Annotated in this window: 23 protein-coding genes and 2 pseudogenes; 22 read left to right on the top strand and 3 right to left on the bottom strand. The window is 73.3% G+C overall.

Annotated features, from left to right (window positions below):
• Window positions 1-648 precede the first annotated feature (648 nt).
• The 12 genes from I6A60_RS35270 (at window position 649) to car (ending at window position 15,669) form a co-directional block, all read left to right on the top strand.
• Window positions 649-1,920: a cytochrome P450 gene (locus tag I6A60_RS35270; protein WP_203024548.1), complete on the top strand. Its 1,272-nt coding sequence runs from the start codon at window positions 649-651 to the stop codon at window positions 1,918-1,920.
• Window positions 1,921-1,972: 52 nt separating this feature from the next.
• The gene (locus I6A60_RS35265; protein WP_203024549.1) at window positions 1,973-3,232 is read left to right on the top strand and encodes a cytochrome P450; all 1,260 of its coding nucleotides are present in this window, start codon (window positions 1,973-1,975) and stop codon (window positions 3,230-3,232) included.
• Window positions 3,219-4,904 carry an AMP-binding protein gene (locus tag I6A60_RS35260; protein ID WP_203024550.1) on the top strand — a complete coding sequence of 562 codons (1,686 nt, stop codon included), beginning with the start codon at window positions 3,219-3,221 and terminating at the stop codon, window positions 4,902-4,904. The genes I6A60_RS35265 and I6A60_RS35260 overlap by 14 nt, the downstream gene beginning before the upstream one ends.
• A gap of 42 nt (window positions 4,905-4,946) precedes the next feature.
• On the top strand, window positions 4,947-5,735 hold the full coding sequence (locus tag I6A60_RS35255) for a ferritin-like domain-containing protein (RefSeq protein ID WP_013423779.1): 789 nt from the start codon (window positions 4,947-4,949) through the stop codon (window positions 5,733-5,735).
• A complete protein-coding gene (locus I6A60_RS35250; protein WP_203024551.1) occupies window positions 5,732-6,424 on the top strand; it encodes a PaaI family thioesterase in 693 nt (230 codons plus the stop codon). The genes I6A60_RS35255 and I6A60_RS35250 overlap by 4 nt, the downstream gene beginning before the upstream one ends.
• On the top strand, window positions 6,408-6,671 hold the full coding sequence (locus I6A60_RS35245; protein WP_203024552.1) for an acyl carrier protein: 264 nt from the start codon (window positions 6,408-6,410) through the stop codon (window positions 6,669-6,671). The genes I6A60_RS35250 and I6A60_RS35245 overlap by 17 nt, the downstream gene beginning before the upstream one ends.
• Complete coding sequence (locus I6A60_RS35240) at window positions 6,668-7,576, top strand: cyclopropane-fatty-acyl-phospholipid synthase family protein (RefSeq protein ID WP_238436902.1); 909 nt, start codon at window positions 6,668-6,670, stop codon at window positions 7,574-7,576. Before I6A60_RS35245 ends, I6A60_RS35240 begins: the two co-directional genes overlap by 4 nt.
• Window positions 7,577-7,669: 93 nt before the next feature.
• Window positions 7,670-8,566 carry an acyl-ACP desaturase gene (locus I6A60_RS35235; protein WP_203024553.1) on the top strand — a complete coding sequence of 299 codons (897 nt, stop codon included), beginning with the start codon at window positions 7,670-7,672 and terminating at the stop codon, window positions 8,564-8,566.
• 16 nt (window positions 8,567-8,582) lie between these two features.
• Window positions 8,583-9,437 (top strand): SDR family NAD(P)-dependent oxidoreductase, encoded by an 855-nt coding sequence (locus I6A60_RS35230; RefSeq protein WP_203024554.1) that lies wholly within the window; start codon window positions 8,583-8,585, stop codon window positions 9,435-9,437.
• An 89-nt stretch (window positions 9,438-9,526) separates the two neighbouring features.
• Window positions 9,527-10,654: a sulfotransferase gene (locus tag I6A60_RS35225; RefSeq protein WP_203024555.1), complete on the top strand. Its 1,128-nt coding sequence runs from the start codon at window positions 9,527-9,529 to the stop codon at window positions 10,652-10,654.
• 98 nt (window positions 10,655-10,752) lie between these two features.
• Window positions 10,753-11,988 carry a pyridoxal phosphate-dependent aminotransferase family protein gene (locus I6A60_RS35220; protein WP_203024556.1) on the top strand — a complete coding sequence of 412 codons (1,236 nt, stop codon included), beginning with the start codon at window positions 10,753-10,755 and terminating at the stop codon, window positions 11,986-11,988.
• Between the two features lie 39 nt (window positions 11,989-12,027).
• Window positions 12,028-15,669 (top strand): carboxylic acid reductase, encoded by a 3,642-nt coding sequence (gene car, locus I6A60_RS35215; protein ID WP_238436901.1) that lies wholly within the window; start codon window positions 12,028-12,030, stop codon window positions 15,667-15,669.
• Between the two features lie 74 nt (window positions 15,670-15,743).
• On the opposite strand, the gene I6A60_RS35210 is transcribed toward car, so the two are convergent.
• Window positions 15,744-16,268: a PaaI family thioesterase gene (locus I6A60_RS35210; RefSeq protein ID WP_307874024.1), complete on the bottom strand. Its 525-nt coding sequence runs from the start codon at window positions 16,266-16,268 to the stop codon at window positions 15,744-15,746.
• 399 nt (window positions 16,269-16,667) lie between these two features.
• On the opposite strand from I6A60_RS35210, the gene I6A60_RS35205 reads away from it, so the two are divergent.
• Window positions 16,668-17,960, top strand: a complete 1,293-nt coding sequence (locus I6A60_RS35205) for an NAD(P)/FAD-dependent oxidoreductase (RefSeq protein ID WP_203024557.1) — start codon at window positions 16,668-16,670, stop codon at window positions 17,958-17,960.
• Window positions 17,961-18,002: 42 nt separating this feature from the next.
• Window positions 18,003-18,056: pseudogene (locus I6A60_RS44305) on the top strand (hypothetical protein); the annotation flags it as partial.
• A 29-nt stretch (window positions 18,057-18,085) separates the two neighbouring features.
• On the opposite strand, the gene sigJ reads toward I6A60_RS44305, so the two are convergent.
• Both sigJ and I6A60_RS35190 read right to left on the bottom strand, forming a co-directional pair.
• On the bottom strand, window positions 18,086-18,946 hold the full coding sequence (sigJ, locus tag I6A60_RS35195) for an RNA polymerase sigma factor SigJ (RefSeq protein ID WP_374113350.1): 861 nt from the start codon (window positions 18,944-18,946) through the stop codon (window positions 18,086-18,088).
• 305 nt (window positions 18,947-19,251) lie between these two features.
• A complete protein-coding gene (locus tag I6A60_RS35190; RefSeq protein WP_203024559.1) occupies window positions 19,252-19,599 on the bottom strand; it encodes a hypothetical protein in 348 nt (115 codons plus the stop codon).
• A 45-nt stretch (window positions 19,600-19,644) separates the two neighbouring features.
• On the opposite strand from I6A60_RS35190, the gene I6A60_RS35185 reads away from it, so the two are divergent.
• The 8 genes and pseudogenes from I6A60_RS35185 to I6A60_RS42305 all read left to right on the top strand — a co-directional run.
• A complete protein-coding gene (locus tag I6A60_RS35185) occupies window positions 19,645-19,968 on the top strand; it encodes a PadR family transcriptional regulator (protein WP_203024560.1) in 324 nt (107 codons plus the stop codon).
• Complete coding sequence (locus I6A60_RS35180; protein WP_203024561.1) at window positions 19,965-20,702, top strand: permease prefix domain 1-containing protein; 738 nt, start codon at window positions 19,965-19,967, stop codon at window positions 20,700-20,702. Before I6A60_RS35185 ends, I6A60_RS35180 begins: the two co-directional genes overlap by 4 nt.
• Window positions 20,703-21,077: 375 nt before the next feature.
• Window positions 21,078-21,581, top strand: a complete 504-nt coding sequence (locus I6A60_RS35175) for an RNA polymerase sigma factor (RefSeq protein ID WP_203024562.1) — start codon at window positions 21,078-21,080, stop codon at window positions 21,579-21,581.
• Entirely contained in the window at window positions 21,578-22,366 is a 789-nt protein-coding gene (locus tag I6A60_RS43195; protein WP_203024563.1) for a ubiquinol-cytochrome c reductase iron-sulfur subunit, read from the top strand. The genes I6A60_RS35175 and I6A60_RS43195 overlap by 4 nt, the downstream gene beginning before the upstream one ends.
• A gap of 155 nt (window positions 22,367-22,521) precedes the next feature.
• Window positions 22,522-23,037: a cupredoxin domain-containing protein gene (locus I6A60_RS35165; RefSeq protein ID WP_203024564.1), complete on the top strand. Its 516-nt coding sequence runs from the start codon at window positions 22,522-22,524 to the stop codon at window positions 23,035-23,037.
• On the top strand, window positions 23,034-24,011 hold the full coding sequence (locus tag I6A60_RS35160; RefSeq protein ID WP_203024565.1) for a metallophosphoesterase: 978 nt from the start codon (window positions 23,034-23,036) through the stop codon (window positions 24,009-24,011). Before I6A60_RS35165 ends, I6A60_RS35160 begins: the two co-directional genes overlap by 4 nt.
• Window positions 24,008-24,433 carry a hypothetical protein gene (locus I6A60_RS35155; RefSeq protein WP_203024566.1) on the top strand — a complete coding sequence of 142 codons (426 nt, stop codon included), beginning with the start codon at window positions 24,008-24,010 and terminating at the stop codon, window positions 24,431-24,433. Before I6A60_RS35160 ends, I6A60_RS35155 begins: the two co-directional genes overlap by 4 nt.
• Window positions 24,414-24,643 (top strand): annotated as a pseudogene (locus tag I6A60_RS42305) (hypothetical protein); the annotation flags it as partial. The gene I6A60_RS35155 and the pseudogene I6A60_RS42305, both read left to right, overlap by 20 nt.

Raw genomic sequence — 24,643 nt, 5'->3', positions numbered from 1 at the left:
CCCCGGTTCTGGGGGGGGGGGCGGGAGCCGGGTTTCCCGGGGGCGGGGCCGCACGTCCCGGGCCCGGGGCCCCCCGGGGGGGGCGCCCGGGCCGCGAACATTTGCGCGCCAGAATTCGACCAGCTGGTGGCGTGACAGAAAACATTGGGTTGCCCCGCGGCGCTCGCCATCGACCGTCCGTATGCGCTGGAGCCCGCCGGTCTTCTTTTACCTCACTGTTACTTTTACCCGGCGGTGGCCGGGTGGCGTTGGTATGGCGATAGATCGATTGTATCGATCCGGCCGGCCTTGACTGCGCACCGGACCGCGACAGAAACTCGACACAGGCCCGCGGATATCGGCCAGCACACGGATATCAAGCCAGCAACGGACAGCACTCCGTCACCCGGACAGCGCAGCGCCACGCGTAAACCGCGTCGTGACCAGTCGATCCCCGGCGGAATTTCGCCGACGCCGACCCCCATTTTCTGTCCGCCGCCCCAGAGTCAGCCGGTCCGTTGTCGAAGCCACCCGAATCCGGCCCGCGTCAACGGTGTGAACCGTCCCCGAACAATGCGCTCGCGAAATGGATGACGAGCGGCCCGCGCATGAACGCCTGGCCTCAGCCGAAACCGCGCCACCGGCTGATCCCCACGAGAGGAAGCGCACGTGGAGCCCACGACAACGCAGACGATGGCGACGCCGGCCGAGACACCCGCCGCGACCGGCTCGCTCTCCGTTGAGGAGGCGATCCTGGCCTCGTTCGTCCCGGAGTCCCGGCACGACCCGTACCCCGCGTACGACGTGCTCCGGGAGACGGGCCCGTTCGTGCCCGGCCCGTTCAACCTCCAGATCGTCACGCGGTACGCCGAGGCCGACGCCGTCCTGCAGGACCACGCGTGGAGCCACGCCGCGGAGCCCGAGTTCCTGCACCCGGACAGCGACGGCTCGGACCTGCCCGCGTCGTTCCTCTGGATGGAGCCGCCGGACCACACCCGGCTGCGCCGCCTGGTCAGCAAGGCCTTCACGGCTCGCGGTCTGGAGACGCTGCGCGCCCAGGTCGAGAAGGTCGCCGCCGAGGTCGTCGGCAACGCGATCGAGAAGGGCGAGATCGACGTCGTCGAGGACCTCGCCTACCCGCTGCCGCTCGCGATGATCGCCGAGCTGATCGGGGTGCCCCCGGAGGACCTGCCGTTCGTGCGGGCCAACTCGGCCGGCGTCGCCCGCGGCCTGGACCCCGACACCCTGCTGACCGCCGAGGAGCTGAAGGCCCGGGCCGACGGCGCGCAGAACTTCCGCGACTACTTCGAGAAGATGGTCGCCGAGCGGCTGGCCCGGCCGAAGGACGACCTCATCACCGCCCTGGCCCAGGTCGAGGCCGGCGGCGACCGGCTGACCACCGGCGAGATGATCGCCACGCTCACCGTGCTGCTGATCGCCGGTCACGAGACCACCGTGAACCTGCTGGCCAACGGCGTGCTGTCGCTGACGCGCAACCCCGACCAGTTCGAGGTGCTGCGCAACAATCCCGATCTCGCGCTGCCCGCCGTCGACGAGCTGATGCGTTATGACGGCCCGTCGCACGCGACCACCCGCAAGGCCGTTCAGGACGTCGAGATCTCGGGCCACAGCTTCAAGGAAGGCACCGGCGTTCTCATCCTGCTCGCCGCCGCCAATCGTGACCCGCGTGCGTTCCCGAACCCGAACAAGCTCGACCTCACCCGTTACGCCCAGTCGACGGCCGTGCCTCGCCATCTCGGTTTCGGTGTCGGACATCACTACTGCATCGGCGCGCCGCTGGTCCGCCTCGAAATGGAATGCATGTTGCGGGAGCTCGCCCGCCGCGCCCCGGTCATGACGCTGCTGGCCGACCCGCCGCCCTACCGGCCGAACATCGTCGTGCGCGGCATCGCGGAACTGCCCGTGCGATTCGAGATCTGAGCACCTCAGGATCTGAGCACCGACCCGTCGACGAGATCGGAGCGAAGGCTCGATGGTGAACGATGCCGTGGTCGAGAATGTCGTCGAGTTCGACGCCTTCGACCTCGAACACCGGGCCAACCCGTATCCCCGGTACCGGGTGCTGCGGGAGACGGCGCCGTTCTGCCCGGTCCGCCTCGGCGCGGCCCGGGTGACGGTGGCGACCACCTACGCGGGCTGCGCCGCGGTGCTGCAGGGCGCCGAGTGGGGCCGGGGCTACGCCGACGGGCTGAACCCGTTCCGGCCCGGCGTCGCCCCCGGCGAGGTTCCCGGTGGCTCGTTCCTCGGGATGGACCCGCCCGACCACACCCGGCTGCGCGCGCTGGTCAGCCGGGCCTTCACGCCGCGGGCGAGCCTCGCCGAGACCCCGTTCGTCCGCCTGGTCGTCGACCGCCTGGTCGAGACGGCGGTCGACGAAGGCGGCCTGGACGTCGTCGCGGGCCTCGCCAGGCCGCTGTCCGTCGCCGTGATGTGCCGGCTGCTCGGCGTCCCGTCGGCCGACGCGCCGTCCTTCCTGGGCTGGATTCAGGGGATCGCCCGCGGCACCGACCCCGACTACCTGCTCTCCCCGGCGGACATCGTGGTCCGCACGGCCTGCGCCCGGGACCTCGGCCGGTACCTGTTCGAGCTGGTCACCGTCCGGCGCCTCGCGCCACGAGACGACCTGATCAGCCGGCTGGTCGCGATCCAGCGGGACCAGGACGTGCTGACCGAGGTGGAGATCGTCGAGCTCTGCGCGCTGCTGCTGGCGGCGGGGCTCGACACGACGGCGAACCTGGTCACCAACGGGGTGTTGGCGCTGCTGCGCCACCCCGACCAGCTGGCGCTGCTGCGCGAACGGCCCGAGCTCATGCCCGCCGCGGTCGACGAGATGCTCCGCTACGACCCGCCGTCCCAGTTCGTCACCCGGGTGGCGCTGACCGACACCACCGTCGGCGGGCAGAGCTTCCGCCGCGGCGACGGCGTGGTCGTGCTCAGCGCCGCCGGGCACCGCGACCCGGCCGCGTTCCCGGACCCGGACCGGTTCGACGTCACCCGGTACGCGGCGTCCCCGCCCGCGCGCCGCCATCTCGGCTTCGCGCTCGGGCTGCACTACTGCCTCGGCGCGCCGCTCGCCCGCATTCAGGCCGAGGCCGCGATCGGGACGCTGCTGAGCCGCGCTGGGGAGCTGCGGCTCGCGACCGAGGACGTCGAGTACCGGCCGAACGCGGCCCTGCGCGGGCCGGCGTCCCTGTTGGTGAACATCAAGGGAGACAGAGATGCTCACCGGTAGCGCCGGCAACCTCACCGACGCCCTGGCGGCGGTCGTCGCCGCCGATCCCGAATGCCCGGTGTCCTTTCCCTCCACCGGCCGGGACCTCACCGTCCGCGAACTCGCGACGGTCTCCCAGACCGCGGCCGGCGCGCTGGCCGGGCGCGGGGTCGAGGGCCGCGAGCGGATCGGGGTGCTCAGCCGCAACAGCCCGGACTTCCTCATCGCGCTGTTCGCCGCCGTGGGGGTGGGCGCCGCCGCCTGCCCGCTGCCGCTGCCGACCTCGGCCCGTGACCTGTCCGGCTACGCCAGCCGGCTGTCGGGGATCGTCGCGGCCGCCGGCATCCGGCGCATCCTCGTCGACGACAAGCTCGGCGGGATGGCCAGCCGGCTCGCGGGGGTGCTCGCCGGGGTGGAGCTGATCCCGCTGGGCAGCCTCACCGCCGGCGGCGCGGGCGGCGACGCGCCGCGGCTGCCCGATGTGAAACCGGACGAGCTCGCGGTCGTCCAGTTCACCTCGGGCAGCACGGCGGCGCCGAAGGGGGTGCGGCTGACCCACCGCAACGTCCTCGCCGGGCTCGCCGCGATCGCCGAGGGCATCGACATCCGCCCGGGCGAGGACCACGGGGCCCTGTGGCTGCCGATGTTCCACGACATGGGCCTGTTCGGCACCCTGGCCGGCATGTTCGCCGGCATCCCGATGACGGTCTGGAACCCCGGGGCGTTCGTGAAGGACCCGGCCCGCTGGCTGCGCGAGTTCGCCGCCCGCGGCGGGACGATCTCGCCGGCCCCGAGCTTCGGGTACGAGACCCTCGTCGAGGCCGTGCCGCGCGACGAGGTGCCCCAGCTCGACCTGAGCCGCTGGCGGGTCGCGCTGAACGGCGCCGAGCCGATCCCGATGGCCGGCATCGAGAGCTTCCTGGAGCACTTCGCGCCGGCCGGCCTCGCGCCGACGGTGATGCTGCCGGTCTACGGAATGGCCGAGGCGACGCTCGCGGTCACCTTCCCGCCGCTGGGCCGGGTCCCGACCGCGCTGTGGGTGGACCGGGACCGGCTGGCCGCGGACGGCCGCGCGGTCTTCGTCGCCCCGGACGACCAGCGGGCCCGCGGGCTGCCCGCGCTCGGCGGGCCGGTCCGCGGGGTCCGGGTCCGGGTGGTCGGCGAGCACGGGCGGCCGGTCGCGGACCGTGAGATCGGCGAGGTCGAGATCGCCGGCGAGCCGGTCACGTCCGGCTACCTCACCGCGCCGGGAGCGCCGCCCGCGCCTGAGCCCGACGCGGACGGCTGGCTCGGCACCGGCGACCTCGGGTTCCAGCACGCGGGCGAGCTGTACGTGACCGGCCGCCGCAAGGAAATGATCATCGTGCGTGGCGTGAACTTCTACCCGGAGGACGCCGAGAGCGTGATCCGGGGCGCGCCCGGCCTGCACCGCCGGCGCTGCGTCGCGTTCGCCGACACCGGCGACGGCGGTGGCGAGCTGATCACCATCGTGGGGGAGAGCGCGCTGGAGGACCCGGCCGACCGGGCCCGGCTCGCCGCCGACCTGCGGGCCGCCGTGTCGGGCGCGCTCGGCCTGCCTGACGTGGCCGTGCACCTCGTCGGCCCCGACGACCTGCCCCGCACCTCCAGCGGGAAGTTCCAGCGGCTCGCCGCCCGGGAGCTGACCCGGGAGGCGGCCCGCCTGGACGCCTGAGCCCCACCCGAGCCCCAGCCCGAACGCTGAAGGAGACCCAGGATGCACAGCTTCGACGTCTTCCACCACTACGAACGCAAGCACTGGCGCCTGGCGGACGTCCCGTGGCACGAGGTCCGCAAGGACCTCGTCCGGCCCGAGTACGTCACGATGGCCAAGAGCGCCGTCATGGGCGAGGCGAACTCGATCGCCGCGCAGCACGGCTTCCTCAACGAGTTCGACGACTACGACTTCTCGGCGTTCGTGGCGATCTGGGGCTACGAGGAGCTCCAGCACCACTTCGCGTTCCGCACCTGGCTGAACGCGGTCGGCGCCGAGGTCAAGCCGGCGGCCGTCGAGGCGATGCGCGAGCCGTACGACCCCGGCAGCACCCCGTGCGCCACGCTGGCGACGAACATCATCTCCGAGCTGACCGTGAACCACATCTACCGCGCGGTCGCGGCCTGGGTCGAGGAGCCGGTGCTGCGCGGGATCATGAGCAGCGCCAGCATCGACGAGGCCGGGCACGCCCGGGAGTTCCTGCACTTCGCCCGCAAGCGGCTGGAGGCGCACCCGGAGGAGCTCCCGTCGGTGCTGGAGACGCTGCACGTCTACACCGGCGAGCAGCGGATCAAGCACCCAGTCGGGGTGTTCAAGAGCGAGCTGGTCGCCCTGAAGGACCACGAGACGATCGACACCGCGTTCGAGATGTTCCTGGAGCAGGTCGCCACCACCGGCGAGCTGGAGAAGCTCCAGGACAACATCCGCCGCGCGTTCGCCTCGCTGACCGGGATGGACGTCAGCTCCAACGCCCGGGTCCGCCGGCGGCTCGCGGAAGCCCTCGCCGCATGACGGTCGAGGACCAGGTCACCCACGAGCACAGCACGCACGAGCACGCCACCCACGAGCACGCCACCCACGAGCACGCAGGCCATGACCACGCCGGCGCCGACCACGCCTCGCCGGACCACATCGAGCTGCCCTGGTACGTCCTGCCGGACTACCGGTGCTTCGGCTGCTCGCCGCACAACCCGAGCGGGGTCCAGCTGCGGTTCACCCACCACGGCGACGGGCTGCGAACCGTCTTCCGGCTGGGGCGGGCGCACGAGTCCTACCCCGGGGTGGTCCACGGCGGGCTGCTCGGCGTCATCGCCGACGAGATCATGGGCAACCTGATCGTCCTGCGGACCGGCCAGATCCCGTTCACCACCGGCATGCGGGTGCGCTACGTCCTGCCGGTGATCGTCGGCGGCGGCTACGAGTGCGTCGCGACCGTCCGGCCGGGCAAGGGCCCGCTGCTCCACACCGAGGCGGAGATCCGCGAGGAGGGTGGCGACCTGGTCGCCACGGCCACGGCCAGCTACCAGACTGTCTCGCTCGACGAGGCCCGCGGCCGGATCTCGCTGGACGCCCCGGAGGTCGACCGCCTGCGCCAGGCGCTGTCGGCCGCCGTCGCGACCGCCACCACCAGCCACCCAGCCAGCCCCCACCCTGCCAGCACCAGCGCTCTCGCGGAGGAATCCCATGTCAGTGTCGACTGACGAGCTCATCACCGAGATCACCGGCATCGTGGCCGAGGAGCTCGGCATCTCCACCGAGGCCGTCTCGCCGGACGCCGACCTGCGGGCGGTCGAGGGCGCCGACTCGGTCAAGGTGCTGCGGGTGATCGCCCGCATCGAGCGCGCCCACGACGTCGAGCTCGAGGACGAGGAGGTCTTCGGCGCGTCGACGGTCCGCGAGGTCGCCGAGGTGCTCGCGAACGCGCTGGCCCAGACGGCCGCCGTATGACCGCCGTGACGGACCTGGCTGCCGGGACGGACCTGGCTGCCGGGACAGACTCTGCCGCCGGGACAGACGCTGTCGCCGAGACCGCGCAGACCAACCAGCACTACGACCTCGACCCGCGGATCTTCGGGCTGTTCCTCGACCCGATGCGCAAGTACTCCTCGGGCTACTACCGCAAGCCCGACCTGACGCTGGCCGAGTCCCAGGTCGAGAAGCTGCACTTCGTGGCCGACCGCCTCGGCCTGCGCCAGGGCGACCGGCTGCTCGACGTGGGCTGCGGCTGGGGCTCGCTGATCCTGTTCATGGCCGAGCACTACAAGGCGCGGGTCGTCGGGATCAGCCCGGCGGGCAACCAGCACGCCTACATCGCGGGGCGGGCCGCGGAGCTGGGCGTCGCGGACCGGGTCCAGACCGTCCAGGGTCACTTCGAGCAGGCCGACCTGCCCGACGGGCCGTTCGACGCGGTGACGATGCTCGGCTCGATCGTCCACATGCCCGACCTCGTGCACGTGATGCGCAGGGCCCGCTCGATGCTGCGCAAGGGCGGCCGCTACTACGTCTCGGAGAGCTGCTTCCGCAACGCGGCCACCCGCGAGACGTTCGACCGCACGGTCGGGCTCGAGTTCGTCCGCAACTCGATCTTCGGCTGGGGCGACATGCGGCCGCTGTCCGACCTGGTCGCGGCGGCCGAGGACGCCGGGTTCTCCGTCGTCAGCGTCGACGACCTGACCGACGACTACCGCCTCACGATCGACGAGTGGATCCGCAACGTCGACGCCAACGCCGACGCCATCGAGGAGATCTCACCGGGGATGTCGGCGACGCTGCGCCGCTACCTGGAGGTCGCCAACGCCGGCTGGGGCTACACGACCAAGCACTACGCGCTCGTCTGCCAGAAGTCCCGGTAGGCCCGAGCCGCTCACCGGGGCCCGCGGCCGAGGCGTCACCGCACCCGCGGGTCGCCGACAGGCCAGGCCCACCGCCGCTCCGGGAGGACGGACATGAGTTTGGACAGCAACCTCAGGGCTGCAGCGGAGCCGGTGGGCCAGGCCGCCGGGCCGCTGCTGCCCCCCACCGACGTCGCCGACGCCGTCGGGACCTTCATGCGCTCGTCTCCGATCGAGCGACGCTGGGACGTCGAGTCGGCCTTCGCCTGGGCGCAGGCCGACGCCGGCAAGCTCACCGAGGGCCAGCGCTCGGCGGTCCAGTTCATCACCTACATCGAGGACCACCTGCCGGGCTACTTCGGCCTCTACTCCCGGCGGTTCCCGCTCGACGAGTCGGTCGACGTCGACACGTTCACCCACAACCGCGAGCTGTACCACTTCACGGTCCGCTGGGCCGAGGAGGAGGACGTGCACGCCCGGGCGCTGTTCGCCTACCAGGTGGCGTCCGGGCTGTCCGAGCCGGCGAGGCTGCGCACCGAGCTGGCCGTCGAGGGGCGCAAGCCCTTCACCTCGCCGCTTGAGCACGGCGTGTCGCTGTTCGCCTACGCGCTCGTCCAGGAGAAGGCGACCCAGATCTACTACCAGCAGCTGCGCGCCGTCGTCGGCGACCCCGTGCTGGTGGAGGTGCTCAACCGGCTGAGCCGCGACGAGGCCCGCCACTTCACGTTCTTCGCCGACCTGGTGGAGCGCAGCCTGCGGGTGCACGGCGACGCGGTGGTCGAGCCGATCCGCGACGTCATCGCCGGGTTCCGGATGCCGCTGGCCGACACGCTGCGCGGCTACTGGCGGTGGGCTCTGAAGATCGCCGACGCCGCGCACTACGACCACACCGACGCCTACGAGCACCTCATCCGGGTCGTGAACCGCGCGGTCGACGCCCGCACCGACCGGGTCGACGAGCTGACCCGGTTCGTCGCCGCCTGCCGCACGCCCGCGGCCAGCCAGGCCTAGCGGCGAGGAGACCCAGATGGGCGTGCTGGACGGCAAGATCGCGGTCATCACCGGAGCCACCAGCGGGATCGGGGCCCACACGGCGGCGACGTTCGTGGCCGAGGGCGCGTCGGTCGTCATCGGCGGCCGGCGCAAGGACGTGGGCGAGGCGCTCGCCGCCGACCTGGGCCCCCGGGCCCGGTTCACCGCCGCCGACGTCCGCGTCGAGGCCGACGTCGAGGCGCTGATGGCCACGGCGGCCGACGAGTTCGGCGGCCTGGACGTGCTGGTCAACAACGCCGGGGTGGGCGTGGCGAAGCCGCTGCCGCTCCCGGAGGCGGACTACGCGGCGTTCCTCGACACGCTGGCCGTGCACGCGGGCGGCATGTTCCTGGGCATCAAGTACGCGGCCCGGATCATGATCCCGCGCGGGGCGGGCAGCATCATCAACATGTCGAGCATCGGCGGGCACCGGGCTGGCTGGTCGGACATCAGCTACTCGACGGCCAAGGCCGGGGTGCACCAGCTGACCCGCTCGGCCGCGGTCGAGCTGGGGCTGCGCGGGATCCGGGTGAACAGCATCTCGCCCGGCCCGATCCCGACCGGCATCTTCGCCAAGAACGCCGGCGTCGACGCCGACCGGGCCGACCGGACGGCCGCGGCGCTGGAGCCGCTGTTCGTCGAGGCGCTGGCCAGCCACCAGTCACTGCGGCGGGCGGGCCGGGTCGAGGACGTGGCCGCCGCGGCGCTGTGGCTCGCGTCGGACGCCTCGTCGTTCGTCACCGGCCAGGACCTCGGCGTCGACGGTGGCATCGCGGCCGGCCGGCCGATCTCGGTCGCCGTGACCGAGCGGCGCCTGCTGGCCGAGGCGTTCTCGTCCCTGCCGGACTGAGCTCGCACCCGGACCGGGGCGGCCCCGCCCCCGGCGGCCCCGGTCCGGGCGCGAGGACCTACCGCTGACGGACTCGAGGAGCGCAGCCCGTGACCACGATCGGAACGGTCGAGGAACTCCACGCCACTGCCCGCGACCTGACCGGGCTGGCCGACTTCGGGCCGCCGGACTACCTGGAGGGACTCACGGTCGTCCTGGCCGCCTACGAGCAGGAAGCCGGCCTGACCCCGGACGGCGCCCGCCTGATCCGGGACGAGCTGTGCACCATCCTGGTCGCCCGCCTGTTCAGCGAGGCCGGGTGGCGCCAGTACCCGGACTACGCCCAGACCCCGATCGAGCGACCGGTCTTCATCATCGGCCTGCCGCGCACGGGCACGACCACGCTGCACCGGCTGCTGACCGCCGACGTCGCCAACCAGGGCCTCGAACTGTGGCTCACCTACGCCCCCCAGCCCCGGCCACCGCGGTCGGACTGGCTGGGCGACCCGCTCTTCCGGGCGGTCGAGCAGGGCGTCGAGGGCTTCTTCGCGCGGCAGCCCGACTACCGGGGGATTCACGACCGCACGGCCGACGGCGTCGAGGAGTGCTGGCTGCTGACCCGCCAGTCGATGCTCTCCGCGTACTTCGAGTTCACCGGCTACGTCCCGAGCTACTCCGACTGGCTGGCCGGCCAGGACTGGACCGAGGCGTACCTGCGGCACCGGCGCAACCTCCAGCTGATCGGGCTGCGTGACCCCGACCGCCGCTGGGTGCTCAAGTCCTCCAGCCACCTGCCGTGCCTGGACGCGCTGCTCGCGGCCTACCCCGATGCCATGATCATCCAGACCCATCGCCGGCCCGCCGGCGCGGTGCTGGGGTCGGCGTGCAGCATGGCGAGCAGGCTCGCCGGCGGCACGTCGTCGACCTTCCAGGGCGCCGCGATCGGCCCCGTCCTGCTCGACCTCGCCGAGCGCACGCTCGCGCGGTTCGCCGCCGACCGGGCCAGGCACGACCCCGCCAGGTTCTACGACGTCGAGTTCGCGGAGTTCACGGCCGACCCGCTCGCGGTCGTCGCCGGCATCTACCGCCACCTCGGCTGGGAGCTCACCGACGACGCCCGCCCCGCGATGGCCGCCGTGCTGGCCCAGGACGCGCAGGTGCGTTCGCACCGCTACGACCTCGCCGACTTCGGCGTCAGCGCCCAGGAGGCCGACGCCCGGCTCGGAGCCCTGCTCTGACCAGGCACGACGTCTGATCAGGGGCGACGTCTGATCAGGTACGACGTCTGACCAGGTACGACGGAGACCAGGCACGACGGACGAGATGAGGAACGATCGTGACCACCAGGTCCGCGGATCCGGCCCTTGACCGCTGGGGATTCTCCGCGTGGGTGGACGCCACCCGCCGCGGCGGCGATTTCGTGATGCCACCCGAGCTCGACGACGTGAACGACGCGGTCATCAGCGTCGACGGCCGCAAGATGATCAACTTTGCCGGCATCGGCATCCTGGGCTGGCAGCACGACTCCGAGGTGCGCAGGGTCTTCGCCGAGACGGCGACGACGTACGGCCTGGTCGTCGGTGGCTCCCGGCTGGTCCAGGGGGTGTCCCGGCCGCACCTGGAGCTGGAGCGGCTGGTCGCCGAGATCAGCGGCAAGGAGAAGGCGCTCACCTTCGCCACCGGGCTGCTGGCCAACGTCGGCTTCGTCAACGCGATGAGCGCTGCCTTCTCGTTCGACGACCGGATCGGCGTGGACAACACGGACGCCGTGCTCGTGCTCGACCGGCGCAGCCACTGGAGCGTCTGGAAGGGCACCGAGGGGTTCGAGCGGGGGCGCAATCTGTTCGCCTTCCGCCACAACGACACCGCCCATCTCAGGGAGCTGCTGGAGCAGCTGCGCGGCCGGCGGGTGATCGTGGGGTTCGAGACCGTGTACTCCGCGGACGGCTCGATCGCGCCGATCGGCGCGATCCTCGACCTGTGCGACGAGTTCGGCGCGGTCAGCTTCGCCGACGACGCCAACGGCTTCATGGTCTACGGCAACGGCGGCCACCGGTTCGCCGCCGAGTACGAGGCGCTGCGCCGGGTGACCTTCCTGATGGTGTCGTTCGGCAAGGGAGTCGGGCTGAGCGGTGGAGCCCTCGCCGGACCGGCCGACGCGATCGACGCCTTCCACTACCTCTCGGGCACCTCGATGTTCACCACCAACATCCAGCCGCCGACCGCCGGCGCCATCGTGCACGTGCTGCGCAGGATGCGAGCGGACCCGTCGGTGATGGAGCGCTACCTCGACCGGGTCGACGGGCTGCGTGCGCGACTGCTCGAGATCGGCTGCGCCATCAACCCCACCCCGACCTACGTCACCTCGATCGCGATCGGCTCCCGGGACGTCGGGCTGCGGGTCCGCCAGGAGTTCCTGGACCGCGGGTACCTGGTCCCGATGTTCGGCTACCCCGCGGTGAAGAAGGACGCGGCGGTGATCCGGCTGCTGATGAACGACCGGATTGCCGACAAGGACCTGAACGGCTTCGTCGACACCCTGGCCGAGCTCAGGCGCCGGTACGTGTTCTAGAGACCGGCCCGCTCGACCGCGACGCATGGGAGGCTGACGATGGCGACGGCCCCACTGCCCGGCGGCCCTGGACTCGGTGGTCCGGGACTCGGTAGCCCTGGACTCGGTAGCCCTGGACTCGGCGGCCCTGGACTCGACGAGCGGAGCCGGCGCCGGGTCGCCGAGCTGTACGCGACCGACCAGCAGGTCCGCGCCGCCCGGCCGCTCGCGGCGGTCACCGCGGCGCTCCGGGAGCCGGGGCTGTCGCTGGGGCGAATCCTGGCGATCATCACGGCGGGCTACGCGGACCGGCCCGCGCTCGGCGAGCGCGCGCGGGAGCTGGTCGTCGACCCCGAGACCGGCCTGAGCACGCTTCGCCTGCTGCCGAGGTTCGACACGATCAGCTACCGCGAGCTGTGGTCACGGGCCGGCGCGATCGCCGCCGAGTGGCTGCACCATCCCGGCGCCCCGCTGCGGGCCGGAGATCTTGTCGGCGTCCTCGGTTTCACCGGCGCCGACTACACCGCGATCGAGCTGGCCTGTGTCCGCGGCGGGGCCGTCTCGGTGCCGTTGCAGTCCGGCGCGGCGGCGAGCCAGCTGGCGTCGATTCTGGCCGAGACGCAGCCGCGGATCCTCGCCGTCACGGTGGACCTGCTGGCGACCGCCGTCGAGTGCGCGCTGGCCAGCCCGTCGGTGCGCCGGCTGGTGGTCTTCGACGACCACGCCGAGGCCGACGCGCACCGGCAGGCGTTCGACGCCGCCCGACGCCGCCTGGCCGAGTCCGCCCGCCCGGCAGCGCTGGACTCGCTGGCCACCCTGCTGGCGCGGGGCGCGCGCCTTCCGGAGCCGCCGGCGTCGGCGGCCACGCCGGACGACGCGCTGCTCGCCACCGTGATCTACACCTCCGGCAGCACCGGCGCGCCGAAGGGCGCGATGTACCCCAACGGCCTGGTCAAGATGGCCTGGCGCGCCGGGTTCTGGCCCAGCTCCGACGACCTGCCGGTCATCTCCTACAACTGCCTGCCGATGAGCCACGTGTCGGCGCGGGCCACGCTCGCCGGGACGCTGGCCGCCGGGGGGACCTGCCACTTCGCGGCGACGAGCGACCTGTCGACGCTGTTCGAGGACATCGCGCTGGTCCGGCCGACGGCGCTGCGCCTGGTGCCCCGGCTCTGCGACCTGCTGTTCCAGCGCCACCGCGGCGAGCTGGACCGGCGGTCGGCCGGCGCGGGGGACCAGGCGGCGATAGACGCGGAGGTGAAGAAGGAGCTGCGCGAGGATCTTCTCGGTGGCCGCCTGGCCTGGATCGGCTCCGGGTCCGCTCCGTTGTCCGCCGAGATGGCCGCGTTCATCGAGTCGTGCACCCAGCTCCCGGCGCACGACGGCTACGGCTCGACCGAGGCCGGGCGCGTGCTCGTAGACGGGAGGGTGTCCCGGCCCCCGGTGCGGGACTACCGGCTCGACGACGTCCCCGAGCTGGGCTACTCCCGCGCCGACTCGCCGCACCCTCGCGGCGAACTGCTGGTCAGGACGGCCGCCCTCATCCCCGGGTACTACCGGCGCCCCAAGCTCACCGCGCGGCTCGTCGACGACGACGGCTACTACCGGACCGGCGACATCATGGCCGAGACCGGGCCGGACGAGCTGGTCTTCGTAGAGCGTCGCGCCAACCTGCTGAAACTGTCCCAGGGCGAGTTCGTCGCCGTCGCCCGGCTGGAGGCGCTGTTCGCCACCAGCCCGCTCGTCCACCAGGTCTTCGTCTACGGCAACAGCGAGCGTGCCTACCTGCTCGCGGTGGCGGTGCCCTCGGCGGCGGCCCTCGACCGGGCCGGGGAGGACAGCGCGACGCTCAGATCGCTGATCCACGCGTCCCTGCGGCGAACCGCGCGGGACGCCGGCCTGAGCCCCTACGAGATCCCCCGCGACGTCCTGATCGAGACCGAGCCGTTCAGCGTCGAGAACGGCCTGCTCTCGGACGTCCGCAAACCGCTGCGCCCCAGCCTTGAGCGCCACTACGGCGAGCGGCTGGAGCGGCTGTACGCCGAGCTCGCCGAACGGGAGGCCGACGAGCTGGCCGCGCTGCGCCGCGCGGGCCGCGACCAGCCGGTGCTCGACGCCGTGACGCGGGCCGCCCAGGCGTTGCTCGGCGGCGCGAGCGGCGAGGCGCACCCCGACGCGCACTTCCTCGACCTCGGCGGCGACTCGCTGTCCGCGCTGTCGTTCGCCACGCTGCTCGCCGAGATCTTCGCGGTCGACGTGCCGGTGGGCGTCATCACCAGCCCGGCCCACGACCTCCGGAAGGTGGCGAGCCACGTCGAAACGGCGCTGCGGTCGGGGGCGAGCGGGCCGACGTTCGCGACAGTGCACGGCGCCGGCGCCACGCGGGTCAGCGCCACCGACATCATCCTGGACAGGTTCCTCGACGTCCGGACGCTCGTCCCGCCCGGCGCACCGCCGCGGTCGAGCGGCCCGGCCCGCGTCGTGCTGCTGACCGGCTCCACCGGCTACCTCGGCCGTTTCCTGTGCCTGGAATGGCTGGAGCGGCTGGCGCCGACGGGCGGCCAGCTGATCTGCGTCGTGCGAGCCGGCGACGCCGAGGCCGCGCGCGCCCGGCTCGCCGCGGCGTTCGACTCGGGTGATCCCGACCTGGTCGCCCGGTTCCAGCGGCTGTCCGCCCGGCACCTGGAGGTCGTCGCGGGCGACCTCAGCGAACCCGACCTCGGCCTGGACGAGGCGACCTGGCGGCGCCTGGCCGAGACCGTCGACCTCGTTGTCCACTCGGCCGCCCTGGTCAACCACCTGCTGCCCTACGAGCAGCTGTTCGGCCCCAACGTCGTCGCCACGGCCGGGCTGATCCGCCTGGCGCTCACCGCGCGGACCAAGCGGTTCACCTACGTGTCCACCGTCGGCGTGATCGCCGCCCAGTCCGCCGCCTGCGCCGAGGACGCCGACATCCGCCTCACGAGCCCGGTCCGCGCGCTCGACGGGCGATACGCCAGCGGCTACGCGACGAGCAAATGGGCGGGGGAGGTGCTGCTCAGGGCGGCGCACGAACGGTGCGGCCTGCCGGTGGCCGTGTTCCGGCCGGACCTGATCCTCGCGCACAGTCGCTACGCGGGGCAGCTGAACCTCTCCGACGTCGTCACCAGGCTGTTGCTCAGTCTCGTCGCCACGAGCCTCGCGCCGCGGACCTTCGAGGACGCCGGCGGGGGCCGGGCGCGGGCGCTGGTCGGCGGCCTGCCGGTCGACGTCACCGCGGCCGCCGTCGCCACGCTGGGCGCGTGGCCGGACCAGGGCTACCAGACCTTCAACGTGCTCCCGCCGTCCGGCGACGGACCTTCCCTCGACACGCTCGTCGACGGGCTCGTCGAGGCCGGCTGCCGCCTGACGCGGATCGACGACTACGCCCAGTGGCTGGCGCGTTTCGCGACCGCCGTGCGCGCGCTGCCCGAGAGGCGCCGGCGGTACTCGATGCTTCCCCTGCTCACCGCGTTCGGACAGTCCGGCGACCCCGTCGGCCGCCTCGGATTCCCGACCGGCCATTCCCCGACCGACCATTCCCCGACCGGCCGTGCCCCCGCCGACCGCTTCCTCGCCGCCGCGCGCGCGGCCGGGCTCGGCGCCGCGGCGGCCACACCCGGAATCTCGGCCGCGCTGCTCCGGAAGTACGTCAGCGACCTGCGCGGGCTGGACCTGATCTGAGCCGCGCTGGCGGGCGCGGACTGGCGGATCCCGACGGCGGATCCCGGAGAGACTGTCAGGTCCCTGCGGGACTGTCAGGCGGTGGTCAGCAGGCAGGTGCAGCTGCCGTGCGCGACGAGCTTTCCGTCGGCGGTGGTGACGGTGGCCTCCGCGGTCGCCGTGCGGCGCCCGACGTGGACGGGCCGCGCCTCGCACGTCAGGATGTCCGCGGTCAGGCCGACCGGGCGGACGAAGTTCACCTTGAGTTCCAGGGTCGTGTAAAAGGTGTCGGCCGGCAGCCTCGTGTAGACGGCGCTGCCCATCGCGGTGTCCATCAGGGTGGCGATCACTCCGCCGTGCACGATGAACATGGCGTTCGCGGCCGCCGGCGAGGGCTGAAGCGTCCAGACGGAAAGACCGACCTCCAGGTCTCGCAGGTGGATGCCGAGCGAGTGGCCGACGCCGATCTGGTCGGCCAGGCCCTGGTCCAGCAGTACCCGCAGGTCGGCGATCCGCTGGGCCACCTCCGGGGTCGGCTGGTCGCCGTCGTCGGCGGACCCGTCGCGCTGACGGATGACAGCTGGGACGCCGTTCTTCGCCGCGATGCCGTCCTGGTCCACGCGCTCACCCTTTCTGTCGATATTCCGCCACGATATCGGCCATTCAGCCGACGGTTCAAGAAGCTCGCAATATGCCTGGCCACAGGCGAACGGTTGGCGAATGGTTGGCTGCCGGCGGATTAAATGCCTGGCGCGGCGGGGCGAATGCCCTGCAGAAATACCGGAGATGACGGGGAATCGCCAGGACCGAAGTCGCTTTCTGGCCCATTTTCTGGCAATCGATCCATGGCGGATTGGTTGTTGCGCGCGGCCGGTCGATGCCCGTCACGCGGCCGGCCGCGGTGCGGCGCAGGGGCTGTGATGCGGGTCACGTCCGGGTCGATTCACGGTTCGGTGGGGCCGTCTCGTCCTCGGGGTGAGCGGCGCCCAGACGGGACGCCACCCACCGAGGAGGACCCCATGACAGTGCGGAAGAACCCGGCCGCGAGCGGCGGAGGAACCCGGATCCTGGTCCTGGGCGGCGGCTACACCGGCCTGATGACGGCGGTCCGGGTGGCCCGGCGGACCCGGCGCCAGGGCGGCCAGGTGACCCTGCTGAACCCGTCCGACCGGTTCGTCGAGCGCCTGCGCCTGCACCAGCTCGCCACCGGCCAGCAGCTGGCCGACCTGCGCATCCCGCAGCTGCTCGCCGGCACCGGCGTCACGTTCGTGCGGGGCTCGGCCGTCCGGCTGGACCGGGCTGCCCACACCGTCGACATCGAGGGCCCGGACGGGCCCGGCCAGCTCGGGTACGACCTCCTCGTCTACGCGCTGGGCAGCGCCGCCGACCTCGGCTCGGTGCCCGGCGCGGCCGACCACGCGTACACCCTCAACGGCCCGGCCGCGGCGGGCCGGCTGGCGGACCGGCTGACCGAGCTCGCTCGAGCCGGAGCGGACGTAACCGTCGGGGCTGGCACGTCAGCCGGCGCTGAGACGCCAGCCGGCCAGGCCACAGCGGCGGGGCGGGTCGCGATCGTCGGTGCCGGGCTCACCGGGATCGAGATGGCCGCCGAGATCGCCGAGACGTTTCCCGCCCTGTGCGTCGTCCTGCTCAGCCGGGACGAGCCGGGGCTCATGATGGGTGCCGCGGCCCGCGCCTACCTGTACCGGGCGCTCGACCGGCTCGGGATCGAGGTGCGCGCCGGCGTGGACGTCACGAAGGTGCTGCCGGGCGCGGTCGAGATCGACGGCGACCTGGCGCCGCTGGCGGCGGACGCCGTCGTGTGGACCACCGGCTTCCGCGCGCCGGTGCTGGCCGCCGAGGCCGGCCTCGCGGTGGACGGCCACGGCCGGGTCGTCGTCGACCAGGCGCTGCGCTCCGAGACGGACCCGGCGGTCTACGTGATCGGCGACGCTGCCGCGGTGCGCCAGCCCTGGGGGACCCTGCACGGGAGCTGCCAGAGCGGGCTCCCGACCGCCGCGCACGCCGCCGACAGCATCGGGCGCCAGCTGCGCGGCCGGGCTCCCAGGCCGTTCCGGTTTGGCTACATCCACCAGCCGGTGAGCCTCGGGCGCCGTGACGCCGTCATCCAGTTCACCCACGGCGACGACAGCCCTCGGCGCTGGTACCTGAAGGGCCGGGCGGCCGTGACCTACAAGGAGCTGGTCAGCGGCAGCCCGCCCTGGACCTACCGGCTGTCGCGGTGGTTCAGCGCCCCGATGACGATGCTGGCGCCGGGCACCGGGCCGCGCTGGGCCCGCCGTGGCCGGTGAGCGCGGCCGGCGCGCGGCCGTCGGCTCCCGGGCGCTCGGCTCCCGGGCGCTCGGCTCCCGGGCGCTCGGCTCCCGGGCACACGGCTTCGGGGCACACGGCTCTCGGGTACCCGGCTCCCGGGTACTCAGGCCTGGCCCAGCGCGGTCAGCTTCTCGGGGTTGCTGACCAGGTGGACGGTCTGCACCAGGCCGTCCACCAGATGCAGGGTGATCGCCACCACCGCGGTCCCGCCGGACCGGATCACGATGCCGGGGCCCGCGTTGAGCGTGACCAGCTCGACGCTCGGCTCCGGCGGCATCCGGCCAGCGAAGGTCGCCAGTGCCCGGGCCACCAGCTCGGCGCCGTGAATCGCCTTGCGCGGCGCCGGGGCGAGACCGCCGCCGTCGCTGACCAGCTCGACGTCGGGCGCGAGCACCGCCATCAGCGCGCCCAGGTCGCCCCCGGCGGCCGCGGCCAGGAACCGTTCGGTCGCGGCCGTGCGGGTGGCCAGATCGGTGTCGTAGCGGGTGCGCCGGGCCTCGACGTGCGCGCGGGCGTGCCGCGCGGTCTGGCGGGCGGTCGCCTCGGTCCGCCCGACGATCTCGGCGATCTCGCCGTACGGGTAGCCGAACGCCTCCCGCAGCACGAACACCGCCCGCTCGATCGGGGACAGCGTCTCCAGCACCAGCAGCAGCGCGGTCGAGACCGAGTCGGCCAGTGCCACGTCCTCGGCCACGTCAGGGCTGGTGAGCATCGGCTCGGGCAGCCAGGGCCCGACGTAGGACTCATGGCGCGCCTGCGCGCTGCGCAGCCGGTCGATCGCCAGCCGGGTCGTCGTGCGGACCAGGTACGCCTCGGGGTCCGCGACCTGCCCGACGTCGGCCAGGCTCCAGCGCAGCCAGGCGTCCTGCACCACGTCCTCGGCGTCGCCGGTCCGCCCGAGCACCCGGTAGGCGACGGCCAGCAGCCGGCCGCGGTGGCACTCGAACTCCCGGACCGCGTCCATCCCGGCCGTGCCGGCGATGTCCGCCCCAGCCGTGCCGGCGACGTCCGCGGCATCGACCCCGTCGGCCATCGCGCCTCCTCGCCCGGTCGAGCTGACACCGCGATTCTCCGCCAGCGTCTCCCCACAAGCCACGCCCAGTGCGTAGGAGTGGGCAGCCCGACCTCGGTCCGACAAGGTTCGCCTCGTCCCGAGGCCGGCAAGATCGCGGTTTTCGCCCTCGCGTGGCTGTAACCGCGGCGTTTTTGTGACCATGCGAGGGCCGAAACGGCGATCATGTCAGCGGGCGGACCTGGCCGGACACGGCACTAGACCGCTCGGGCGAGCCGGCCCGCGAGGAGTCTGGCCCCGAGGGATGGGATGACGGCCCCGGCCGCGCCGACCAGGCCGAGCAGGGCGAAGGGCGCGAGCCTCGACGTGAGCGGCGCGGCGCCGTCGTAGCCGGCGATCATGAAGGTCACCGCGAGGGCGAAGCCGAAGAGTCCACCGGTGGCGGCGGCCGAACGCCGTCCGCGCGCTCCCAGGCCGAGGACCGCGGCCAGGAGCCCCCACGGGATCAGGATCAGGCCGGAGCCGACGAGAACGAGGTGGGCGCCCACGAAGCCGGCGGCGACGCCGAGTGGTACTGCTACCGGCGGAATCCACGATCTGCGCATGTGTTCCCTTCCCCTGGCTCGCGATGACACCTAGACTATCTAGGTATGGGAGTTGATCGAGCCAAGGGGCACCTCGACACCTTGATCCTTTCCGTGCTCAGCGCGGGCCCGGGGCACGGGTACGAGGTGATCGCGCAGTTGAGGCGCCGCAGCGACGGAGCGTTCGACATGCCGGAGGGCACGGTCTACCCGTTGCTGCACCGGCTGGAGACACAGGGCCTGCTGGAGAGCGACTGGGACACGCATGACGGCCGCCGCCGCCGGATCTACCGGCTGACGGCCCAGGGGGCGGCCGCGCTCGCCGCCGCCACCACCAAATGGCGGCGCTTCTCCGCCAGCGTCAACGCCGTACTGGGGGTCGCCGGATGACGATCGAGGAGTACCTGGACGAGCTGCTGGCCCGGTCGACCGGCCCAGCGGGGGAGGTCCGCCGCCTGCTGGTCGAGACCGAGGCGCACCTGCGCGACGCGGCCGACGCGGAGATCGCGGCGGGACTCGACCCCGCCACGGCCCAGCTGCGGGCCATCGAGCGGTTCGGCAGCCCGCGCGCCGTGGCCAGGGCGGCCCACCGCGCCCGGCGGCCCTTCGTCGTCGCGGCGCTGGCGGTCGCCGGCGTCCGGATGGCCGCCGCCGGGCTGGTCGCGGTCGGGCTGTCGGCCCTGCTGGCCCGGCTGCTCGCCGTGTTCGCCGGCACGGCGTTCGTCTTCGGGCTGCCGGCCGGGGCCGCCGTGCCGGCGGGGAGCTGCGCGCACTGGCTGGTCGCGCAGCCCGCGGCCACGAACTGCGCGCGGGCCGCGAGCCTCGAGAACGCCGGCGACACGCTGCTGTTCCGCGTCGGCGGCGCGATCCTCGGCCTGCTGGTGCTCGCCGTCGCCTGGGCGCTGCTGCGACGCCGGCCGCGGGCGGCGACGCCGGACTACGTCCCCGCGATGGGCCTCACCCTCTTCGGCGTCGCCGGCGTGGTACTTCTGCTGGGGGCCTACTGGAACTTCTACGTCCCCGGCCTGTGGGGACGGGGCATGTGGCTCGTCGAAGGCGCGACCGCCCTCGCCGTGGCCGCCGGCTACGGCACGGCCCTCGCCCACCGGCTGCGCCCGGTCTGAGGCGCCCGGATCTGAGGTGCCCGGCCTGAAGTGCCCGGGTCTGAGGTGCCCGGCCTGACGTGCCCGGGTCTGAGGTGCCCGGTTTGAGGCGCCGGCCCGCGTGTAACCACCGCCCCTATCTGATGGGTGGCGGCGTCAGCGGGGACGATCGGTTTCGGACGGTGGTAGGTGGCAGCGGGTGGATGGGGTGCGCGGCGACGATCTCCGGACTCGGCGCGGCCGGCCGGGGACGGGCCGGGTACAGCGGAGCCGACCGCGGGTGCGTCGGACGACGACCGTGGGCCGGGGCGCGCCGCTGACCGGCCGGGCGGGCGCGGGCCGGACGGCGGTCCGCCGGCCGACCGCCGGGGTACCGGGACCGGGCCGCACCTGCGGGTGGTGCCCGACGCCGGCTACGCGGGCTGGGACGAGATCTACCGCGACAACGTCGAACGGGTGTACCGGATCATGTTCGCGAAGGTCGGCAACCGGGCGGACGCCGAGGACCTCACGGCCGAGGTGTTCATGACGGCGCTGCGCCCGCTGCGGGTGTCGGCCAGCGTCGGCGAGGTCCGGGCGTACCTGCTCGCCACCGCGCGCACGGTGCTCGCCGGCTACTGGCGCCGCACGCTCGGTCTGCCCGTCACGACGCTGGACGAGGAGCGGGTCGAGACGGCGTTCGTCGAGCGGGACGACGACGCGGAGGCGATCGCCCGTGCGGAGGCGATCCTGCGCGCGTTGCCGCCGCGCCAGGAGCGCATCCTGCGGCTGCGGTTCCTGCAGGCCTGCTCGGTACGGGACGCCGCCACCGAGCTCGGCGTCACCGTGTCGAACGCGAAGGTCCTGCAGCACCGGGCGTTGCGCCAGGCGGCCGAGGTGGCCAGGAGGATGGCGCTGTGAGGGGGCCGCGCGGCCGGGGCGGCCCGTGGCGCTTCATCGAGGACCTGATCCACCAGCGGCGACCGAGGCCGTTCCGGGCCCGGCCGGGGGACGACGAGCAGGTCCGGACGGCCATCCTGCTCAGCTCGGCCCGGCCCGGCGCCGGCGCTGTGCGACCCGACTTCGTCGAGCAGCTGCACCGACGGCTCGCGGCCGCCGAACTGGAAGCGGCGGCGGCCGGCCCTGGCGCCGAGGCCGCGAGCGGTGCCCAGGCCGGCGGGCCCGACGGTCGCTACCGGCCTGAGGGCTCGGCGCGATCGACCCGCCGCAGGGTCGTCCAGGTCACCTCGCTGGCGGCCGGCTCGGCCGCGGTCGGTGCTGGCCTCGACCGGGTGCTGGCCAGCCGGGCGGGCAGCCAGCCGGCCACGGCCGACGAGGCGCCGCCGGTCGACCAGACGGCGGTCCTGACGCCGAACAACGGGGTCTGGCGGACCGTCGCGACCGCCCGTGACCTGCCGGTGGGCGGGGTCCATCCGTTCGACGCCGGCGCGGTCAGCGGCTTCGTGGAGCGCGGCGCCGACGGGCAGGTCCGCGGCGTCACCGGTACCTGTACCCATCAGGGCTGCCGGCTCGTGCTGGACCCGGCGGTCGCGCGGCTGAACTGCCCGTGCCACCGGACCGTCTTCGCGGTGACGGGTGAGGTCGTGCGCTCCCAGCTGCGGCCGCAGCCTCGGCGCCTGCCGGAGCTGCGGGTCCGCGAGATCGACGGGCTCGTGCAGGTCTTCGTCCCGCCGAACCCGGTCTGAGCCGCCCGCTTTCCCTGGAATACACCAGGATATTCTTCGCCGCCGCTCGCCGTGTAACCCCGACCGCTATCTAGAAGCGGACGGAAATGTGCGGGCCCGGCGTCTGTGGGCCCCCGACACAAGGCCCCTGACAATGGGCCGGACGGGTCACGGCAATGCGAATTCCTATCGGTCCGGGACGGGCTGGACGGCTCGTCGCGCTGGTGGCGCTGGCGGCTGGGCTGCCCATGCTGGCCGCGTGCGGCGGCTCCTCGGGACCCGCGGCGCAGGCCGGTGCCAGCGTGTCCACTCCGCCGGCGGCGACCAGCGCCGCTGGTGGGGATGGTGGCACGCCCAGCGCGACGATGCTGGGTATGACGATGCCGGGCATGACGATGTCGGCCGGAGCCGGCAGCGGTTCGGCGGCCGGCCTGGCTACGGCGACCAGCAAGGTCACCATCCAGAACTTCGCCTTCTCGCCGGAGGCCGTGACGGTAAAGGTCGGCACGACCGTGACCTGGACCAACACCGATTCCGACGCCCACACCGTCACCGCCAAGGACGGCAGTTTCCGTTCGCCGACAATGGACACCGGAGCGACCTACCAGTACACGTTCACGAAGCCGGGGACCTACCCGTACCTGTGTTCCATCCACCCGTTCATGCTCGCCACGGTGGTGGTGACGCCATGAGGAACGAGCGCACCGGCGGCACCCACGACGAGCCGGCGGGGCCCGGCGCCCGGGCGGGCATGACCCGCCGGCAGCTGGCCCGCCACGGCGCCTGGTTCGGGGCCGCGGTGGCCCTGACCGTCGCCGGCGGCGAGGTGATCAGCCAGGTCTCGGACGGCCGGGCCACCGGCCAGGCGGCCGCGGCCGACCAGGCGACGCTGCGCTTCGCCCAGATCAGCGACAGCCACATCGGCTTCCACGGGACCGCCAACCCCGACGTCACCGGCTCGTTCGCCCGGGCCATCGCCCAGGTCAACGCGCTGCCCGACCGGCCGGACTTCGTCATGCACACCGGCGACCTCACCCACCTGTCCACGCCGGCCCAGTTCGACCAGGTCAGCCGGATGATGCAGGGCCTGCGGACCGGCGGCGTGCACACCGTGCCGGGCGAGCACGACTCCGTCGACGACGGCGGCCGGGCCTACCGGGCGACCTTCGGCGCCGGCTCCCGCGGCGACGGCTGGTACAGCTTCGACGTCAAGGGCGTCCACGTCCTCGCCCTGGTGAACACCCTGAGCCTGGAGAAGCTCGGCCACCTGGGTACCGACCAGCTCGCCTTCATCCGCCAGGACGTGGCCGGCCTGTCCAGCGACACCCCGATCCTGGTCTTCAGCCACATCCCGCTCTTCGCGATGTACCCGACCTGGGGCTGGGGCACCGACGACGCCGTCCAGGCCCTGAGCTACCTGCGCCGGTTCTCCTCGGTGACCTGCCTCAACGGCCACGTCCACCAGCTGTTCAGCCGGACCGAGGGCAACGTGGTCTTCCGCAGCGCGACGACCACGGCCTACCCGCTGCCCAGGCCCGGCGACGGCCCGGCACCGACGCCCCAGACCCTGCCGGCCGGCCAGCTGGCGGCCGCCCTGGGGATCCGCGAGGTCAGTTACCTGCCCCGCGACCCGCGGCCGGCGATCACCGACCTGGAGCTGGCGTGACGCCCGGGGCCGCCCGCGGCTGGGCGGTCCGCGCCGTCGACGTGGCCGCGGCGGGGCTGCTGGTGGTCAGCGGTTACGTCCACCTCGACCTCTACCGGCATGGCTACCGGTCGATCCACGACGTCGGCGTCGCGTTCGCGGTGCAGGCGGCGGGCTCGTTCGCGGTCGCCGCGCTGCTGCTGGTCAGCCTCGTCGTGGCGGGGTCGCCCGTGTTGCGGCTCGGCGCGGCCGGGCTGGCGGCCGGCGCGCTGGTCGGGTTCGTGCTGTCCCGCACGGTCGGCGTGTTCGGGTTCGAGGAGCGGGGGCTGCAGCCGTCCCCGCAGGCCCTGGTCAGCGTGCTCGCCGAGGCAGCGATCCTGGTCCTGCTCGCCGGCCTGGCGTTGGTCTGGGTCACACCGACGGGTGGTCGCCGGTCTCGCTGAACTCGCGGGAGCGTCTTTCAGACTCGGCGTCGCCGCCGAACAGCCGGGCGTCGTCGCCGTCGCGCTGGCTCGCGGGGCGACGGTCGGGGGCCGGGGGGGGCGGGGGGCCGGCGGGGGGTGGGCGGGGGTGGGGGGGGAGACCCGGGACGGCTGGCTGCGCGCCCTCGCGACCGGCGCGCCGCGCCTCGCGCCCGCGCTGCCCACCGGCGA

The organism is Frankia sp. AgB1.9 (assembly GCF_016786355.1).
Classification (GTDB): domain Bacteria; phylum Actinomycetota; class Actinomycetes; order Frankiales; family Frankiaceae; genus Pseudofrankia.
Note: the sequence above shows the minus strand (reverse complement) of the source record. Positions and strands in the feature narration are given on the sequence as shown.

Bases quoted from the DNA above. Each gene is read 5' to 3' on its own strand.
- I6A60_RS35265 (WP_203024549.1), top strand. From the start codon at position 1,973: ATGGTGAACGATGCCGTGGTCGAGAATGTCGTCGAGTTCGACGCCTTC.
- I6A60_RS35260 (WP_203024550.1), top strand. From the start codon at position 3,219: ATGCTCACCGGTAGCGCCGGCAACCTCACCGACGCCCTGGCGGCGGTC.
- I6A60_RS35255 (WP_013423779.1), top strand. From the start codon at position 4,947: ATGCACAGCTTCGACGTCTTCCACCACTACGAACGCAAGCACTGGCGC.
- I6A60_RS35250 (WP_203024551.1), top strand. From the start codon at position 5,732: ATGACGGTCGAGGACCAGGTCACCCACGAGCACAGCACGCACGAGCAC.
- I6A60_RS35245 (WP_203024552.1), top strand. From the start codon at position 6,408: ATGTCAGTGTCGACTGACGAGCTCATCACCGAGATCACCGGCATCGTG.
- I6A60_RS35240 (WP_238436902.1), top strand. From the start codon at position 6,668: ATGACCGCCGTGACGGACCTGGCTGCCGGGACGGACCTGGCTGCCGGG.
- I6A60_RS35235 (WP_203024553.1), top strand. From the start codon at position 7,670: ATGAGTTTGGACAGCAACCTCAGGGCTGCAGCGGAGCCGGTGGGCCAG.
- I6A60_RS35230 (WP_203024554.1), top strand. From the start codon at position 8,583: ATGGGCGTGCTGGACGGCAAGATCGCGGTCATCACCGGAGCCACCAGC.
- car (WP_238436901.1), top strand. From the start codon at position 12,028: ATGGCGACGGCCCCACTGCCCGGCGGCCCTGGACTCGGTGGTCCGGGA.
- I6A60_RS35205 (WP_203024557.1), top strand. From the start codon at position 16,668: ATGACAGTGCGGAAGAACCCGGCCGCGAGCGGCGGAGGAACCCGGATC.
- sigJ (WP_374113350.1), bottom strand. From the start codon at position 18,946: ATGGACGCGGTCCGGGAGTTCGAGTGCCACCGCGGCCGGCTGCTGGCC.
- I6A60_RS35190 (WP_203024559.1), bottom strand. From the start codon at position 19,599: ATGCGCAGATCGTGGATTCCGCCGGTAGCAGTACCACTCGGCGTCGCC.
- I6A60_RS35185 (WP_203024560.1), top strand. From the start codon at position 19,645: ATGGGAGTTGATCGAGCCAAGGGGCACCTCGACACCTTGATCCTTTCC.
- I6A60_RS35180 (WP_203024561.1), top strand. From the start codon at position 19,965: ATGACGATCGAGGAGTACCTGGACGAGCTGCTGGCCCGGTCGACCGGC.
- I6A60_RS35165 (WP_203024564.1), top strand. From the start codon at position 22,522: ATGCGAATTCCTATCGGTCCGGGACGGGCTGGACGGCTCGTCGCGCTG.
- I6A60_RS35160 (WP_203024565.1), top strand. From the start codon at position 23,034: ATGAGGAACGAGCGCACCGGCGGCACCCACGACGAGCCGGCGGGGCCC.